This window comes from Mucilaginibacter sp. AK015 (genome assembly GCF_014200785.1).
GTDB lineage: Bacteria > Bacteroidota > Bacteroidia > Sphingobacteriales > Sphingobacteriaceae > Mucilaginibacter.
This window is the reverse complement of record NZ_JACHCV010000003.1, coordinates 478,538-493,624: the sequence shown is the minus strand read 5'-3', so window position 1 is coordinate 493,624 and position 15,087 is coordinate 478,538. Positions and strand designations below refer to the sequence as shown.

16 protein-coding genes are annotated in these 15,087 nt (G+C 47.1%); 11 read left to right on the top strand and 5 right to left on the bottom strand.

The window, feature by feature from the left end; all coding sequences use genetic code 11:
• Window positions 1-15: 15 nt before the first annotated feature.
• The 6 genes from HDC91_RS20110 (at window position 16) to adhP (ending at window position 4,921) form a co-directional block, all read left to right on the top strand.
• The gene (locus tag HDC91_RS20110; RefSeq protein WP_183553366.1) at window positions 16-918 is read left to right on the top strand and encodes a cbb3-type cytochrome c oxidase N-terminal domain-containing protein; all 903 of its coding nucleotides are present in this window, start codon (window positions 16-18) and stop codon (window positions 916-918) included.
• Between the two features lie 2 nt (window positions 919-920).
• A complete protein-coding gene (gene ccoG / locus HDC91_RS14475; RefSeq protein WP_255476733.1) occupies window positions 921-2,297 on the top strand; it encodes a cytochrome c oxidase accessory protein CcoG in 1,377 nt (458 codons plus the stop codon).
• A 4-nt stretch (window positions 2,298-2,301) separates the two neighbouring features.
• Window positions 2,302-2,721 (top strand): FixH family protein, encoded by a 420-nt coding sequence (locus HDC91_RS14470; protein WP_183553364.1) that lies wholly within the window; start codon window positions 2,302-2,304, stop codon window positions 2,719-2,721.
• The gene (locus tag HDC91_RS14465) at window positions 2,670-3,410 is read left to right on the top strand and encodes a sulfite exporter TauE/SafE family protein (RefSeq protein WP_255476732.1); all 741 of its coding nucleotides are present in this window, start codon (window positions 2,670-2,672) and stop codon (window positions 3,408-3,410) included. Before HDC91_RS14470 ends, HDC91_RS14465 begins: the two co-directional genes overlap by 52 nt.
• 113 nt (window positions 3,411-3,523) lie before the next feature.
• Entirely contained in the window at window positions 3,524-3,868 is a 345-nt protein-coding gene (locus tag HDC91_RS14460; RefSeq protein ID WP_183553362.1) for a hypothetical protein, read from the top strand.
• 18 nt (window positions 3,869-3,886) lie between these two features.
• On the top strand, window positions 3,887-4,921 hold the full coding sequence (adhP, locus tag HDC91_RS14455) for an alcohol dehydrogenase AdhP (protein WP_183553360.1): 1,035 nt from the start codon (window positions 3,887-3,889) through the stop codon (window positions 4,919-4,921).
• 132 nt (window positions 4,922-5,053) lie between these two features.
• Here adhP and hemN read toward each other — a convergent pair whose 3' ends face one another.
• The 5 genes from hemN to HDC91_RS14430 all read right to left on the bottom strand — a co-directional run bounded on the left by hemN (window position 5,054) and on the right by HDC91_RS14430 (window position 10,580).
• Entirely contained in the window at window positions 5,054-6,418 is a 1,365-nt protein-coding gene (gene hemN / locus HDC91_RS14450; RefSeq protein ID WP_183553358.1) for an oxygen-independent coproporphyrinogen III oxidase, read from the bottom strand.
• Window positions 6,418-6,840 carry a lactate dehydrogenase gene (locus HDC91_RS14445; RefSeq protein ID WP_183553356.1) on the bottom strand — a complete coding sequence of 141 codons (423 nt, stop codon included), beginning with the start codon at window positions 6,838-6,840 and terminating at the stop codon, window positions 6,418-6,420. The genes hemN and HDC91_RS14445 overlap by 1 nt, the downstream gene beginning before the upstream one ends.
• A 79-nt stretch (window positions 6,841-6,919) precedes the next feature.
• Window positions 6,920-7,969: a response regulator gene (locus tag HDC91_RS14440; protein ID WP_183553354.1), complete on the bottom strand. Its 1,050-nt coding sequence runs from the start codon at window positions 7,967-7,969 to the stop codon at window positions 6,920-6,922.
• Window positions 7,966-9,153, bottom strand: a complete 1,188-nt coding sequence (locus HDC91_RS14435) for a PAS domain-containing sensor histidine kinase (protein WP_183553352.1) — start codon at window positions 9,151-9,153, stop codon at window positions 7,966-7,968. The genes HDC91_RS14440 and HDC91_RS14435 overlap by 4 nt, the downstream gene beginning before the upstream one ends.
• A gap of 128 nt (window positions 9,154-9,281) precedes the next feature.
• The gene (locus HDC91_RS14430) at window positions 9,282-10,580 is read right to left on the bottom strand and encodes a hypothetical protein (protein WP_183553350.1); all 1,299 of its coding nucleotides are present in this window, start codon (window positions 10,578-10,580) and stop codon (window positions 9,282-9,284) included.
• Window positions 10,581-10,696: 116 nt separating this feature from the next.
• Here HDC91_RS14430 and HDC91_RS14425 point away from each other — a divergent pair, with 116 nt between their 5' ends.
• From HDC91_RS14425 to HDC91_RS14405, 5 genes are all read left to right on the top strand, one after another.
• On the top strand, window positions 10,697-11,077 hold the full coding sequence (locus HDC91_RS14425; RefSeq protein ID WP_183553348.1) for a hypothetical protein: 381 nt from the start codon (window positions 10,697-10,699) through the stop codon (window positions 11,075-11,077).
• Between the two features lie 2 nt (window positions 11,078-11,079).
• Window positions 11,080-12,363: an acetyl-CoA hydrolase/transferase family protein gene (locus tag HDC91_RS14420; protein WP_183553346.1), complete on the top strand. Its 1,284-nt coding sequence runs from the start codon at window positions 11,080-11,082 to the stop codon at window positions 12,361-12,363.
• Between the two features lie 78 nt (window positions 12,364-12,441).
• Window positions 12,442-13,212, top strand: a complete 771-nt coding sequence (locus tag HDC91_RS14415) for an ABC transporter permease (protein ID WP_162430419.1) — start codon at window positions 12,442-12,444, stop codon at window positions 13,210-13,212.
• Between the two features lie 5 nt (window positions 13,213-13,217).
• Window positions 13,218-13,955, top strand: coding sequence for an ABC transporter ATP-binding protein (locus HDC91_RS14410; RefSeq protein ID WP_183553344.1), 738 nt, complete (start codon window positions 13,218-13,220; stop codon window positions 13,953-13,955).
• A gap of 4 nt (window positions 13,956-13,959) precedes the next feature.
• Window positions 13,960-14,949 carry an MlaD family protein gene (locus HDC91_RS14405; RefSeq protein ID WP_183553342.1) on the top strand — a complete coding sequence of 330 codons (990 nt, stop codon included), beginning with the start codon at window positions 13,960-13,962 and terminating at the stop codon, window positions 14,947-14,949.
• Window positions 14,950-15,087: the final 138 nt, after the last annotated feature.

Genomic DNA, 15,087 nt, shown 5'->3' with positions numbered 1-15,087 from the left:
AAACCTTCACCAATCATGAAAAAGTTATTAGTTATACCTGCTATTTTATCATTTGCACAAACTGCAGGCGCTCAGAATGATAGTTTACTAAGCGATGAGGTAAAAAATTATATCGGCTTTGGTGCTATCATTGCTATGCTGCTGTTATTTGTGGGTGTTTTTCTGATATTACTCCGAACATTTAAGGTAATAACAAAGGTTGTATTGCGCCTTCAGGGCTACAGCAATGCCGAGATCAAAGAACTGGAACAGCCTGCCAAAAAGGAAAAGCCTGCCCCAAGTTCAGGTGATAACAAAAAACTCCTGAAGCTACTGTCACTAAAGCCGATGTCAGAAGAGAAAAGCTTACTTATCGCTCATGAATATGACGGTATCCAGGAACTCAACAACCCCACACCCGCATGGTTCATGTGGTTATTTTACGTGACCATTGTTTTTGCATTTTGCTATATGCTGATCTACCACGTATTTGGCGTAGGACAGTTACAATACGACGAATATAAAAATGAGGTAGCACAGGCCGAGGTTGCCAAAAAAATATATTTAAGCAAGGCGGCTAACCGTGTGGATGAAAACACTGTAAAACTGGTTCACGACCCGGCGGTACTGGCTTCCGGCAAGGCTATCTTCAAACAAACCTGCGCGCCTTGCCATGGCGACGACGCACAAGGAAATGTTGGCCCTAATTTAACTGATGATTACTGGCTGCACGGCGGAAAGATCAATGATATTTTTAAAACCATAAAATACGGCGTTTCGGCCAAAGGTATGCCATCGTGGGAAAAACAATTGTCGCCCAAGCAGATAGCTGATGTGGCCAATTATATCAAGTCTTTAAAAGGTAGTAATCCGGCAAATCCTAAAGCGCCACAGGGTGAAAAAGAGGCGGATGAAGCCGGCAAACTGGCATTAAATTAACAATGATGAACGGACTGACAGCGGTGAAGGAATCAGGTGAACGGAAATGGATTTATCCGCTTATTCGTAAAGGCGTATATTATAAATGGCGTTCGGTTATCAGCTATGTGTACCTCATCGTTTTTTTTGCAGGTCCGTTTATTCGTATCGGCGGGCAACCCTTCCTGCTCCTGAATTTTATGGAGCGGCACTTCGTCATCCTGGGACAGGTGTTCTGGCCCCAGGATATTTTCCTCTTCATGCTGGCGTCGCTGGTATTTTTGGTTTGCATTGTTCTGTTTACCATTGCCTTTGGGCGCATTTTTTGCGGATGGATATGTCCGCAGACGATCTTTATGGAGATGGTTTTCCGGAAGATCGAAGAATGGATAGAAGGCGATGCCCATCGCCGGAAAAAACTTGATGCAGGCCCCTGGACTAAAATCAAGATAGCCAAAAAAACAGCCAAGCATGCGGTGTTTATCCTGGTGTCATTTTTAATAGCCAATACTTTTCTGGCTTACCTTATCGGGAGCGAAAATCTTTTAAAGATCGTGACGGAACCGGTGGCCGCCCACACAGTTGGCTTTGGCAGCATTTGGGTGTTCACCATCGTGTTTTACCTGGTGTACAGCCGGGTAAGAGAGATCGTATGCACGGTAATCTGCCCTTACGGACGCTTGCAAAGTGTACTTATTGATGAGCATACCCTGGTGGTGGCTTATAACGACGTTCGTGGGGAGCCACGGGGAAAATTACAGAGCAATGCCAACCCGCTTAATTTGAAAGGGGATTGTGTGGATTGCGGGTTATGTGTAGCGGTTTGCCCTACGGGAATCGACATCAGAAAAGGTACGCAGCTGGAGTGTGTGAACTGTACCGCTTGTATTGATGTGTGCGATGAGGTTATGGGCAAGATAGGCAAGCCAAAAAGCCTCATCGGCTTTTATTCAGAAAACATGATCCGGATAAAGGAGAAACCTTCTTTCACGCTCCGGATGAAGGGTTACGCCACGGTAATTACGATCATGCTCGGCGTTTTGTGCTACTTTATATTCAGCCGCGGCGATATGGACATGACCGTGATGCGGAGTGCAGGTACGCTTTACCAGGAGCAACCCGGCGGCTACATCAGTAATATCTATAACGCCGAGATCATCAATAAAAGTAACGAAAACCGGGTAATCACTATCCTTTCAGACGATCCGGCCGTCAAGGTCAAATACATTCAGGCACCGGGACAAGTCATGAAAGGCGGCATGGCAAAGACCATGTTCTTTGTCGAGATCCCGGCTGCTCATTTGCATACGGCGAAAACTGATGTTAAGCTGCAGCTCTATACAGGCAAGCAATTAAAACAAACTATTAGCACCACCTTTGTGGGGCCTGTAAACGATTAATGATATGAATTGGGGAAAAGGATTAATTACCGGCATGGCTGTTTTCATGCTCTTCATTCTGAGCATGTGTTTTTATATGTTCCGCGTTCCGGCTGACGAGTATGATCATCAGTACTATGAAAAAGGTTTAAGTTTTAATGCGGATATTGCCAAAGAGCGACAGGTAATGGCCGACCATGCTGAACCAACAGTTACCGTTACAGGCACAACAGTTAGGATAGCTTTTAATGGCCCGGCCAAAGGCACTGCAAAATTTATCAGGCCCTCCAGTGCCGCACAAGACAAAACCTTCGCGATAGCAAACGGCGAGGAAATTACAAACGGATTCCTCGTCGCTAAGCTGCCAAAAGGGCGCTGGCACCTGTTATTGGAATGGCAAAGCGGATCGAAGAGTTATTTATATCAGCAGCAACTTTACTTATGATGTCGGCCAACCAGATTGCTTTTTACATAGGCCTTTTCGGCAGCGTACACTGTATTGGCATGTGTGGCCCGCTGGCTTTTGCTGTTACGGGTTTGCATAACAAATGGTGGCTGGTTATTGCCGATAAGTTGATCTATAATGCAGGCCGCGTAGTTAGTTATACGCTACTGGGGTATCTGATCGGTTTGCTTGGTGAACAGTTATGGCTGGCAGGGTTGCAGCAAGCTGTAAGCATCATTAGCGGCTTACTCATCGTCGTGGCAGGCTTTTCACGTTTGTTCAAGGCCCGGTTCACCCAAAGCCGGTATATGCCCATTTCGGTGGCGCCTATCCGGCGGATGATCAGCTATGCCCTTAACCATCAATGGGGCCATTTCTTGGTGGGTGTGCTGAATGGTTTTTTACCGTGTGGCTTTGTTTACCTGGCACTGGCAGGCGCAGTAAATACCTCTTCTGCGGCTGCTTCAGCCCAATATATGTTTTGGTTTGGTGCCGGTACTTTTCCCCTTATGCTTATAGCCACCGTTGGCTCCGGCTATGTCGGGCCGGTTTTTCGCCGACGTATCAACAAGGGGATGCCTTACCTGATGATTTGCCTGGGCTGCTGGTTCCTGTTGAGGGGACTTAGCCTAAATATACCGTATCTGAGCCCCGCCAGGCAGCAACAAGGGGTAGCCATTTGCCATTAACATGTTTCGGTATTAGCGGCTGAGCAAGTGTGACAAGCATCACTTGTCTCTGAGCCTAACGTCATGACTGACCTGCTTCTGCTTTAGGATATTTGTATCATAAACAAATTAAAATGGCAACAATAACATCAAATGCGAATTGGGAAGCTAAAGCCGCAACCCCTGTTCACACAAACAATTTACTCAGAAAATGGAACGTTTTCATGGAAAGCCAATCCGACAGGATCATGCTTTGGTTTCTCATATCCTTACTTTTTCAGGGGGTATTGATCTTACCAGTTCCCGCTATATTGATCTATTACACTAACGCGCCGGTAGGGGTGCTGGCCGTTACCCTGGCCCTCTTCTTCGCCAACATTATTGCCGGAATGGGCGGTGCGGGCATCAAAGCGCTCCTTTGGATATTCACTGTCAGCATTGCAACGCACTTGCTAATGATCCTGATTTTTATGATCTGAATTTTAAACTGAAACATTATGTTACCACAAAATATGAAAGCAGCCGTGATCCGTAAATTCGGCGCACCGCTGCAGATCGAGACCGTTCCGGTAAAAACACCACACGCTAACCAGATACTGGTGAAGGTAGTTGCCTGCGGCGTTTGCCATACCGACCTCCATGCGTGCAATGGCGATTGGCCGGTAAAGCCCAGGCTACCGCTAATTCCAGGCCACGAGGCCATTGGTTATGTGGTGGCACTGGGTTCGGAGGTGAAAAATGTTAAAGAAGGGGATATTGTTGGTGTACCCTGGCTGCATAGTGCCTGCGGTTGCTGCGAATTTTGTGTCACCGGCTGGGAAACACTGTGCGGAACCCAGTTAAATGGTGGGTATAGCGTAGATGGTGGTTTTGCCGAATATGTTTTGGCAGACCCGCGATATGTGGCGCATTTCCCGAAAGGGATTAATTTTACCGAAATGGCCCCGATCATTTGTGCGGGTGTCACCGTGTATAAGGGACTGAAAGAAACCGAGGTAAAACCGGGAGAATGGGTAGCTGTTTCGGGTGCAGGCGGTCTGGGTCACCTGGCGGTTCAATACGCTAAGGCAATGGGCATGCACGTGGCAGCCATAGATATTGCAGATGATAAACTGGCACTGGCTAAAAACTTAGGTGCCGACTTGGTTGTAAATGCCTCAAAAGAAGACCCCGGGACCTATTTGCAAAAAGCTGTTGGCGGTATGCATGGGGTGCTGGTCACAGCGGTTTCTCCTATCGCCTTTGAGCAAGGAATTTCCGCCCTTCGCCGTAAAGGTACCATCGCTTTGAACGGTTTACCAAAAGGCACTTTCGACTTATCTATTTTTGATACGGTGCTGAACCGTTACACGGTTAGGGGATCTATTGTGGGTACCCGCAAAGATATGCAGGAAGCTATAGCGTTTGCCGTAGAAGGCAAAGTAAAGGCAACGGTGCATGCAGCCAAACTGGAAGACATCAATGATGTTTTCGCGAAAATGAAAAACGGCCAGATAGATGGTCGGGTGGTATTAGAAATATCCCGGCCGTAAACCGGCCTTTGCGTAAAAGTTATTTAATCAGTTAGCCGGCTATGCCGGCTTTCTCGCAACGGGGCTTGCCAAAACCGAGCCATTAATGGATGGTATAGGTGTTCGGCCGAAAGTATTTTGTGCCGCCGATTTTTAAACGGCCATGCTGAATAGTTGCGTAGTGGGTTGAGCTGCCCATAATTTCGCATCCATACACATACAGATGTTGCGTAAAAAACGGTTGCCCAAGCTGGTAACCCGCAGGCCATCAGGCGTTAGTTTTACCAGGCCATCCTCGGCTAATCCGCGTAGACGCTCTTGTGCGTGCCTTATTGCAGGCAATTCCTCCAGCGCTCCCCAGCGGGCTTCGCCTTTGCACATGATATCCAGGATCAGCTGCCGTAGCAACAGGTCTTCTTCAGAAAGTAGATGGCCTTTTAACAATGGAAATTCTCCTGCTGCGGTTTTGGACAGATACTCTTCAACCGTTTTTACGTTTTGGGCAAAACCGTGCCAGGAATCGCTTATCGAAGATACCCCCAAACCGATTAGTAGTTGGGTGTGCTGATGTGTGTATCCCATAAAATTTCGGTGTAAGGCGCCCTCCCTGGCCGCCACTAGCAACTCATCGCCTGGCAAGGCAAAATGGTCCATACCAATCTCCTGGTAACCAAAGTGTGTAAGCAAGCTTCGGCCAATGTCATGCAATTTACTTTTTAATTCAGGTGCCGGAAGGTCCGCTTCGGTGAAACGGCGCTGACCGGGTTTTATCCAGGGCACATGTGCATAACTGTAAAAGGCAATACGGTCCGGTTTTAGTCCGGCAACGATGTTCATAGTATCCGTCAGGCCATCAACGGTTTGTAATGGCAGGCCGTAGATCAGGTCATAGTTAATAGACGTGTAGCCGATCCGGCGCGCCTCCTGGGTTACTGTGAATACTTGTTCAACAGTTTGGTGCCGGTTAATGATAAACTGCACCTTAGGATCAAAATCCTGGATGCCAAGGCTTAATCGCCGAAAGCCATGGTTATATAAAATTTGTAAGTGGTCTGTGCGGGTATTTGCAGGATGCGCCTCGAAACTGAACTCCGCTTCCTCATGCCTGATGGTACCTTTCAGCAATCCCCCGAGTAACTTATCTAAGTTTTCAGGGCTAAAAAATGTAGGCGTTCCGCCGCCCAGGTGTATCTCCCGGATAAGGGGCTGAGCATTAAGTACCGCTTTGTACATTGCCCACTCTTGTAATACCGCATTAATATATGGTTCTTCAACGCCGTGGTTTTTTGTAACACGGGTATTACAACCACAATAGGTACACAAGTTTTCACAAAACGGCAGGTGAACGTATAGACTAATGCCAGACGCTGCGTTACTTTCATCAAAAGCCAGTTTTACTGTTTCTATCCATCCCGCCTCGGTATAGCTTTGAACATCCCAATAAGGCATCGTTGGATAACTGGTATAACGTGGCGATGGTATGTTATATTTAGCCACGAGGTAAGGATATTGGTCCATCAGGTAATATTCAAATTTTTTGCGGCCCGGCAATTTTTGTTGCAGGCACAAGCATCGCCAACGCATTTGCTTTGCTGGTATAAGTCTAATATTTGGACAAGTTGATCCGCGGTTCCCTGTAGGGAACCGATAGAAACGTTAGCTACTTTAACGCCATATTTCGCGGCCACTGTTTTATCTATGTGCCCGGTTTCTACCGATCTTGTGATGATGAAGCGAACATTCAATGCCGCCAGGTGTTCTATTATCGTTGCTGATACATCGCCGTGATTCCATATGATTACTGCATCTTTTCCGGCTGCGAAGGCGACCGTATCGATCCCTAAAGGATTTGCGATAAGAGTAATATCATGTTTCTTTTGATTTGCTTTCGCCAGATGCTCTTTTTCCGGAGCGGTAATACTATACGCTATTACTTTCATCCACTTATGTTTTTACACAAAAGTAGGGTACCCGGCAAAGCCAAACGGTGAGTTTGATCAGAGAGAAAGGTGACTTTTGTCAGTTTTTCATTTTAGCTAACCTATTCGCGTCTAATACCGTGATCGTGCTGCCTTTCTTGTCTATCAGGCCCTCTTCTTTAAAATCAGACAGGGTGCGGCTTACCGTCTCGGTGGCCATGCCTGCCATCGCAGCGAGGTCTTCGCGGGCTATTTTAAAGCTTTCGCCGCCAGGGGCCGGCTTAAGCAGCCGCAGCACTGCTTCGGCCATACGTTTTCTTACCGAGTGGTAAGCCAATTGTACCAACTGATCTTCTTTTACCCGGATATTATCTGCCAATAGTTTGATAAACTCCCGCGCCACTTCCGGGTAACGAAACAGTAAGTGTTCCAGTTGGTCTTTAGGAATAAGGCATACGGTGCTGTCTTCCAATGCTGTAGCGGTATCACTGTATGGTTCATTTGAGAGTTGGGCATTCACTCCGAAATATTCATCGCTTCCGAATATACCGGTCATCAGTTCGCGCCCATCCTCCGCCATGCGTATGGTTTTCACCTTACCGGTTATAATCAGGTAAATGCCAGTGCCCCGGTCGCCTTCGTAATAGATCACCTGGTTTTTTTTGAATGGCCGGCTTTTACGTTCCTGGATGATCTTTTTCAACTCATTCAATCCCTCGTTCCGGCCAATCAGCGTGTGTAACCGCTCCAGTGAGTTGCTGTAAAATTCTTTTTGGATGGCTTTTTTCTTTAAGCGCATTTCAATGGCATTCAGCAGGTCCATATCATCAAACGGCTTGGTAAGGTAGTCGTCAGCTCCCATTTCCATACCTTTCCTAAGGTCTACTTTTTCGGCCTTTGCTGTCAGAAAAATGAAAGGGATGGCCGCGGTAGCAGGGTTTTTGCTCAGCATGTAGAGCACGCCGTAGCCATCCAGCTCCGGCATCATAATATCGCACAGGATCACGTCCGGCAAATGCTGCTGTGCAAGTTCAACCCCGCTTTTACCGTTATCCGCCGCGCTAACCTCATAACCCGCCAGCTGAAGGATCTCGACAATATTTTCCCGAATGTCATTATTATCTTCAATAACGAGTACTTTCTTTTTCATACAATCTTGAATGTGATGGTGAATGAGGTGCCTTTATTTACCTCGCTTTTAAAATCAATGCGGCCGTTCATTAGGCCGGCATAACGGGCTACAATGTTTAATCCTAAACCGGTGCCTGATATATTGCCGGTATTATGTGCGCGAAAGAATGCCTCGAACAAATGCTTCTGGTCGGTTTCAGGGATGCCAATGCCATTATCTTTAATCGAGATCACACATTCGTCCGGGCCAATCTCAGTGTTAAATTCTATGAAGGTATTTTCTCCGGAATATTTTATGGCGTTTCCGATGAGATTAGTGATACAATGCCTGAGCAAGGTCTGGTCCAGATTGGCCATGTTAGCCGTGCCGGTATGCTGGTAAATAATATGTTGATTTTGTTTAGCCACCAATTGCAGTTCATCAGTGATTTCTTCTGCGAATTTAACCAAATCAAAAGGGCTGCACACCGCATCAACTTTACCAGCCTCCAGCTTTTCGAGGGATAGGAAATCATTCAAAATACCGGTAAGTACGCCTACGGAGCCTTTGATCTTGGCTACATGCTTGCGGATATTTTCGTTATCATAAGGTTGGGCATATTTTTCGATCAGCGAAGCAGACAACTGAACAGCACTAAGCGGCGTACGAAACTCGTGAGAAGCCATGGATACAAACCGGCTTTTCATTAAACCCAGCTCTTTTTCTTTAACCAGGGATGAACTAACCTCTTCTTTGGCCCGCTCAAGTGCCATTACCGAATCTTTTAAGGAAGCGGTGCGGCTTTCTACCAGGTCCTCCAGATGTGCAGCATAATCTTTTAACTGTTCTTCTGCTTCTTTTTCCCGCGATAGGTCATGAATAAATCCGGTATAGATCTTGCGTTCGGCAAATTGAACTTCGCTTACCGCTAAACGAAAGGGAAAGGTTGTTCCGTCTTTACGGAGGCCTGTTACCTCGCGGCCGATGCCGATGATATGTGCCTGCCGCGTTTGTTGGTAACGCGCGATGTAGTGGTCGTGCTCTTCGTGGTAAGGTGAAGGCATAAGCATAGAAACGTTATTCCCAATCACTTCTTCCGGCGCATACAGGAACATCTTACAAGCGGACGGGTTGATTGATTCAACGATACCGCGACCATCTATAGTAATGATTCCATCAATGGCGTTATCAATAATAGCTTTAAGCAGTGCCGCATTTTCCATAAACGTGATTATAATCACAAATATGGTTATTGTAACGAATACAAAATGTAATTAATTTCAGGATAAAAAGTGATCCGGATCACTTTTTTCTTTTTGAATCACTTATTTTTCTTCCCCCGGACCAACCTTCACTTCACGGGCAGCTTTTTTGGTAGCTCATGGTAAATGGCCTGCTCCAATTTTTTGTCTAATTGATAGATATCAGGGTAGGTTATCAGCTGTCCGTCCTGAAAACCACAACTTAGGTAGGTGATTTTTAGCGGTACTGGCTTGTGCAGCTTAACGTTCATAAACCGGCCTGCTTTGCGATTGTGCCGGAGGGCGTTGACTAAAGCAGGTTGCCTGTCGGCCTGTAAGAGTATGGCTGCCAGCTTTTCCGCTTGATCAACGCCTACATTTCTTATACTAAGTGCGCGCATATCTTGCCGAAACCACGCTTTTTCACTGATCTCGCCCATTAATAAATTACCCCGGCCGGAAAAGTCAAAGTTTATAAGCGACCTTTTTTTATCTTCCTGATTTGGGGTTGCGTGTTTTTGGCGATAAGGCCTGCTGTTGCCTGCCACCAGGCTCACGGCAAGCAGTTGGCTTTTCAATAATGGTGTTGGCGTGGCCCTGCTGCCGGTTACTATTTTAAAGCGATAAACAGAGTCGGGCAGGAATAACGATAAAGTAAATGACGGGATGTCGACCTGCAAGTATGGCCCTGGGCCGATCGCTGCCCAGCGTAAACGCTCCATATTAATGGCCACCTTCCTGACATCAGCCTCGGGCACTTCATAACAATCATCCAGGTATTGACCCTTCCACTTGTGCATCCAGTTCTGCATTTCCTGATAAGCTTGACCGCTCGGCTGAACAGCCAGCATTTTTTCTGTTACATCCGGCTGAGTTAATGCCTGCGCCAGGGCAGTTTCCACCCGCAGGTCGCCATATGCCGCGTCTATTTTTGCCGCCGGTAAATCGGGGTTTAGTTTACCGTAGTGCAGATGAACCATCAGGGTTAGCATCGCATCGGTCAGCATGATCTCAAAGCGCGCCTGCTGTTTGCGGTTGATTTTAGCAGGTTGCTCTGCAATGTCACGTAATATGCCGTATTTTAATTCATCCGGATGGTAATCGCCGTATGACAGGCCGTATTGAACTACGCAATCTAACAATAGCATGGCTTGCCATGCGTGGCCCGTTTCTCCTGTTTCTTTGATCAGCCAGACGGGCTTAAAGTTACGTGCCGCATAAAACCTTTTAACAGACCGTGGAAAATACAAGGCTAACTTATTTTTTGCTTGCAATTGCGATCGGATCTGGCTTGCAAGCCCGGGATCCGGCTGCAGGGCCAGCGCCGGTGCGCTACTCAGGAATAAAAAAGCTAAGACCCAATATAAGGGCAGGCGGGCCAGTTTTATGCGGGGATATGGTAAGTTCATCTTCCGTTTTTATTAGCAAAGAACCCATATTTAAGTGGGCCACCCAATGATGCGTATCAGCGGCAAAAATGCGTTGGGTCACTTTTTAAGGCATGTTAAACATTTACACTTGCAGGATGAAAAAGACAAACATCAAACATTTGACGTTCGCGCATCAGGCTTGTTTGCGCGGACTGGAATTCTATGCATTAGAGATCCGTTTTCTACAGGAAAGGCTCGAAGAGATCGCCGGTGATAACACGGGGCACGAGGTGTCTGAGCAGGTCGAGCATTTTCAGAACCAGCTGATTATTCATCGCGAGCAGACAGACCAATTAAAACATCGTATCCATGTGAACCTGGACCAGGTGGCAGCAGATTTACAGCAATCCGAAAATTTCGTTCAGCAGGCTACTGTCGACGCGGCGAATCAGATTGGGGCTGATTATGAACAGGAAGAGCAATTTTTCAAAACACTCAGGCAGGATTTCAATCGTTTTGCGGCGGAATGGATGTAAACATGAAAAACATCGCCTACATACCTGCCGCCGAAGCTGTTAAACTCGTGCAGTCGGGTAATCGTGTTTTCATTCACGGTAGCGCGGCAACCCCAATTCACCTTGTTGCAGCGCTTCAGGAGCGCTGGCGCGACTTACAGGATGTAGAGTTGGTAAGCATTACCACGCTTGGGCAGGTTAATTTTGACCGGCCGGAACACCGCGGCAGCTTCTTTTTCAATTCCCTATTTGTATCTGCCACCACCCGTAATGTCGCGAATAGCGAACATGGGGATTATGTTCCTATCTTTCTGAGCCAGATCCCGGCGCTATTTCGTAAACGGATCATGCCGATCGATGTGGCGTTGATCCAGGTTTCGCCGCCGGATAGTCACGGCTATTGTTCGCTGGGTACTTCGGTGGATATTGCACTGGCCGCGGTAGAAACCGCTAAATACGTAATTGCGCAGGTAAATCCGCTAATGCCAAGGACGCATGGTGAAGGCTTTGTGCATACGAGTCGCCTTAACGCCATGGTTTGGCACCAGGCTGAACTACCCGAAATGGATTATGCCAGCGCTGCGGATCCTGTCACCGAAAAGATAGGGAAAAACATTGCCGGGCTTATTGAGGATGGCGCGACCCTGCAACTGGGTATAGGCGGCATTCCCGACCAGGTATTGAAAAACCTGTCGGGCCATCGGGATCTTGGTCTTCACACGGAAATGTTTTCTGACGGCGTTATCCCCCTGATCGAAAAAGGTGTGATCAATAACCGTTATAAAAAGATTCACGCAGGCTTATCTGTAACCGCCTTCCTGTCGGGTACCCGAAAGTTGTACGACTTTGTACATGACAACCCCTCCGTTGGCGTGATGGATATCGGCTATGTAAACGATACCAGTGTGATCCGGCAAAATCCGAAAGTAACAGCCATCAACAGTGCTATTGAAATTGATGTCACCGGCCAGGTCTGCGCCGATTCAATCGGTTCTTTCCAATATTCCGGTATAGGGGGGCAGATGGATTTTATACAGGGTGCCGCTTTATCAGAAGGCGGTAAGCCTATCATCGCGCTGCCCTCGCAAACCAATAAAGGCATCAGCCGTATTGTACCATGCTTGAAGGAAGGTGCCGGTGTTGTTACCACCCGCGGACATATTCATTGGGTGGTGACGGAATACGGCGCCGTTGATCTGTTTGGAAAAAACCTGAAACAGCGGGCAAAGTGCCTGATTGCCCTTGCTCATCCAGATCACCGCGAAACGCTGGACCGTGCTTACTTTGAACGCTTCGCTAAAGCCTGACACCGATCACTTTTGGGGCTGCCGGCGGTCATAGGCAAGCTCACAACGCTCCGTTAATTTTATGATCAAAGCACGCATATGGCATTTAGTCAAGATATATCCTCTTTTTTAGAACAAACCGGCTCAATCGGGCGGTTTATAGGCCGCTTTTTTGCCGGCGGCTTGAAACCGCGCTATGAGTTTCGCGAATTTTTAGCACAGTGTTTTATCGTAGGGTACCAGTCTCTGCCATTGGTTGGCCTCACCGGTTTTATTATGGGTTTAGTACTAACCATGCAGCTTCGGCCTAATCTGGTTGATTATGGGGTTGAGTCGCAATTGCCAGTCATGGTGGGTATCGCTATTGTTCGGGAAATAGGGCCGGTTATTACCGCGCTGATCTTTGCGGGTAAAATAGCCAGCAGTATTGGTGCAGAATTGGGTTCGATGAAGGTTACCGAGCAGATAGATGCCATGGAAGTTAGTGGTACAAACCCGTTTAAGTACCTGGTAGCCACCAGGGTGCTGGCTTGCACACTAATGCTGCCTATACTTACCGTCCTTGGTGATGCGATCTCTTTAACGGGTTCTTATATCGGTGTTAACATTCGTTCTGTCACAAGTTTTCGCTTGTTTTTTGATCAGATATTTAACAGCTTGAGCTTCGGAGACCTGTTGCCTGCAGTAATAAAAACGTTCTTTTTTGGTTTCGCTGTGGGGGTTATCGGCTGCTTTAAAGGATACTTTTGCAATAAGGGAACACGTGGTGTAGGCAATTCAGCTAATTCAGCGGTTGTTCTATCCTCTGTAGTTATATTTATCATCGACCTACTGGCCGTTCAAATAACTGACCTTCTTGGTTTAAATTGAAAAGGATGGACACCAGGGAACCTATAATCGTTGTTGAGCACCTATACAAAAGCTTTGGTAAAAACAAGGTCCTCAAAGATTTTAATTTAACAGTGCATGCCAATGAAAATGTGGTTGTGCTGGGCAAATCAGGTTCCGGCAAGTCCGTGCTCATCAAATGTATCATCGGCTTGTTAAAGCCCGAGCGGGGCAGCATTTTGGTCTTCGGAAAAAACATTCCTGAATTGGATGAAGAAGAACTCGACGATATCCGGGTCAGGGTAGGATTCTTGTTTCAGGGTAATGCGCTTTACGACTCGATGACCGTCAGAGAAAACCTCGAATTTCCCCTTCGGCGTCATCGTTTGCAGCAAACGCAGGCAGAAGTAAACCGGTTGGTGATGGAAGCGCTTGAAAATGTAGGTCTTCCTCATACGGTAGATATGATGCCCGCCGAGCTTTCCGGAGGGATGCTAAAACGGGTGGCACTGGCCCGCACAATGATCCTGCAACCGAATATTATTTTATATGACGAGCCGACTACAGGGCTAGACCCTGTAACCGCCCGGGAAATCGACCGGCTTATTGTGGAGTTACAGCATAAATATCAAACGGCATCCATCATTATTACCCATGATATGCATTGCGTGAAAAGCACGGCCGACCATGTAGCGCTGCTGCTGGACGGCCAGGTGTATATGGGAGGCACGTATAGTGAATTGGAAAACGCTACTGACCCACTGGTAAAACAATTTTTTGAATGAAACTATGAGCAAGCAAGGCATTAATAATGTAAAACTTGGCGGATTTATGCTGGCTGGCTTACTGGCCTTGATCCTGTCCTTTTATTTTATTGGTAAGAATCAGCATCTGTTTGGCGCAAAATTTAAATTGCGCGCCCGGTTTAGTAACCTGAACAGTTTAATAGAAGGAAGCAATGTGTTATACGCAGGTATCCAGGCAGGAACAGTAAGCGATATCACACTGATCAATGACACCACCATAGAAGTAACCCTACTGATTGATAAGACCATCAGGCAGCACATACACCAGCGCTCGGTTGCCTCTATCGGAACGGAAGGCCTGATGGGGAATAAGATCGTAAATATCGTACCATCGTCAGGTAATTATCCATTGGTAGTTGATGGCGATCTTCTTTCCTCGCGCCCGGCTATCAATACAGATGAGATGCTGCAAACCCTTTCGCGCACCAATCAAAATATCGCCGGCATTTCAGAGGCGCTGAAGGTGTCGGTACTTCGCATCAACGAAAGTAAATTGATGGCTTTGCTGGATGACCCTTCTATCGGAAACAGCTTAAAGTCTGCACTAAAAAACATGGATCGAACAGCTGCCCAAGCGGATCAACTGGCTGTTAACCTCAATAGGACGGTTACTGAAATCAACAAAGGAAAAGGCCTGGCCGGCACGCTGGTAAGCGATACCCTGCTGGCTGGTGACCTGCGGGCCGCATTAGGAAACATCCGCCAAACAACTGAACATACACAGTCGCTGACCAGGGAACTGGACGACCTGTTGCGGCAGGTCAATAGCGACCTGGAAAATGGCAAGGGGACGCTACATCTGCTCCTAAAAGATTCTGTGACCGCCGGGCACATCCGGAAAAGCCTCGAACATATCGAACAAGGTACCGATGGCTTTAATCAAAATATGGAAGCGCTGAAACACAATTTCCTGTTCAGGGGATATTTTAAGGATCAAGCCAAAAAAAGCGCGAAACAGACGTCAAAGCCTTGACACGATAAATTTTAATTTTTGCATTATTTGGTCAACGGATTTTTGGCTGGTTTGATGTAGTGCCATTGCCGTTAAGGCCACCTGTGTACCCTGGCCGGCGGACAACTTAGAGCCATCGGGTGGCCCTTACGAAATGCA

Bases quoted from the DNA above. Each gene is read 5' to 3' on its own strand.
- HDC91_RS20110 (WP_183553366.1), top strand. From the start codon at position 16: ATGAAAAAGTTATTAGTTATACCTGCTATTTTATCATTTGCACAAACT.
- ccoG (WP_255476733.1), top strand. From the start codon at position 921: ATGATGAACGGACTGACAGCGGTGAAGGAATCAGGTGAACGGAAATGG.
- HDC91_RS14470 (WP_183553364.1), top strand. From the start codon at position 2,302: ATGAATTGGGGAAAAGGATTAATTACCGGCATGGCTGTTTTCATGCTC.
- HDC91_RS14465 (WP_255476732.1), top strand. From the start codon at position 2,670: ATGGCAAAGCGGATCGAAGAGTTATTTATATCAGCAGCAACTTTACTT.
- HDC91_RS14460 (WP_183553362.1), top strand. From the start codon at position 3,524: ATGGCAACAATAACATCAAATGCGAATTGGGAAGCTAAAGCCGCAACC.
- adhP (WP_183553360.1), top strand. From the start codon at position 3,887: ATGTTACCACAAAATATGAAAGCAGCCGTGATCCGTAAATTCGGCGCA.
- hemN (WP_183553358.1), bottom strand. From the start codon at position 6,418: ATGGACCAATATCCTTACCTCGTGGCTAAATATAACATACCATCGCCA.
- HDC91_RS14445 (WP_183553356.1), bottom strand. From the start codon at position 6,840: ATGAAAGTAATAGCGTATAGTATTACCGCTCCGGAAAAAGAGCATCTG.
- HDC91_RS14440 (WP_183553354.1), bottom strand. From the start codon at position 7,969: ATGAAAAAGAAAGTACTCGTTATTGAAGATAATAATGACATTCGGGAA.
- HDC91_RS14435 (WP_183553352.1), bottom strand. From the start codon at position 9,153: ATGGAAAATGCGGCACTGCTTAAAGCTATTATTGATAACGCCATTGAT.
- HDC91_RS14430 (WP_183553350.1), bottom strand. From the start codon at position 10,580: ATGAACTTACCATATCCCCGCATAAAACTGGCCCGCCTGCCCTTATAT.
- HDC91_RS14425 (WP_183553348.1), top strand. From the start codon at position 10,697: ATGAAAAAGACAAACATCAAACATTTGACGTTCGCGCATCAGGCTTGT.
- HDC91_RS14420 (WP_183553346.1), top strand. From the start codon at position 11,080: ATGAAAAACATCGCCTACATACCTGCCGCCGAAGCTGTTAAACTCGTG.
- HDC91_RS14415 (WP_162430419.1), top strand. From the start codon at position 12,442: ATGGCATTTAGTCAAGATATATCCTCTTTTTTAGAACAAACCGGCTCA.
- HDC91_RS14410 (WP_183553344.1), top strand. From the start codon at position 13,218: ATGGACACCAGGGAACCTATAATCGTTGTTGAGCACCTATACAAAAGC.
- HDC91_RS14405 (WP_183553342.1), top strand. From the start codon at position 13,960: ATGAGCAAGCAAGGCATTAATAATGTAAAACTTGGCGGATTTATGCTG.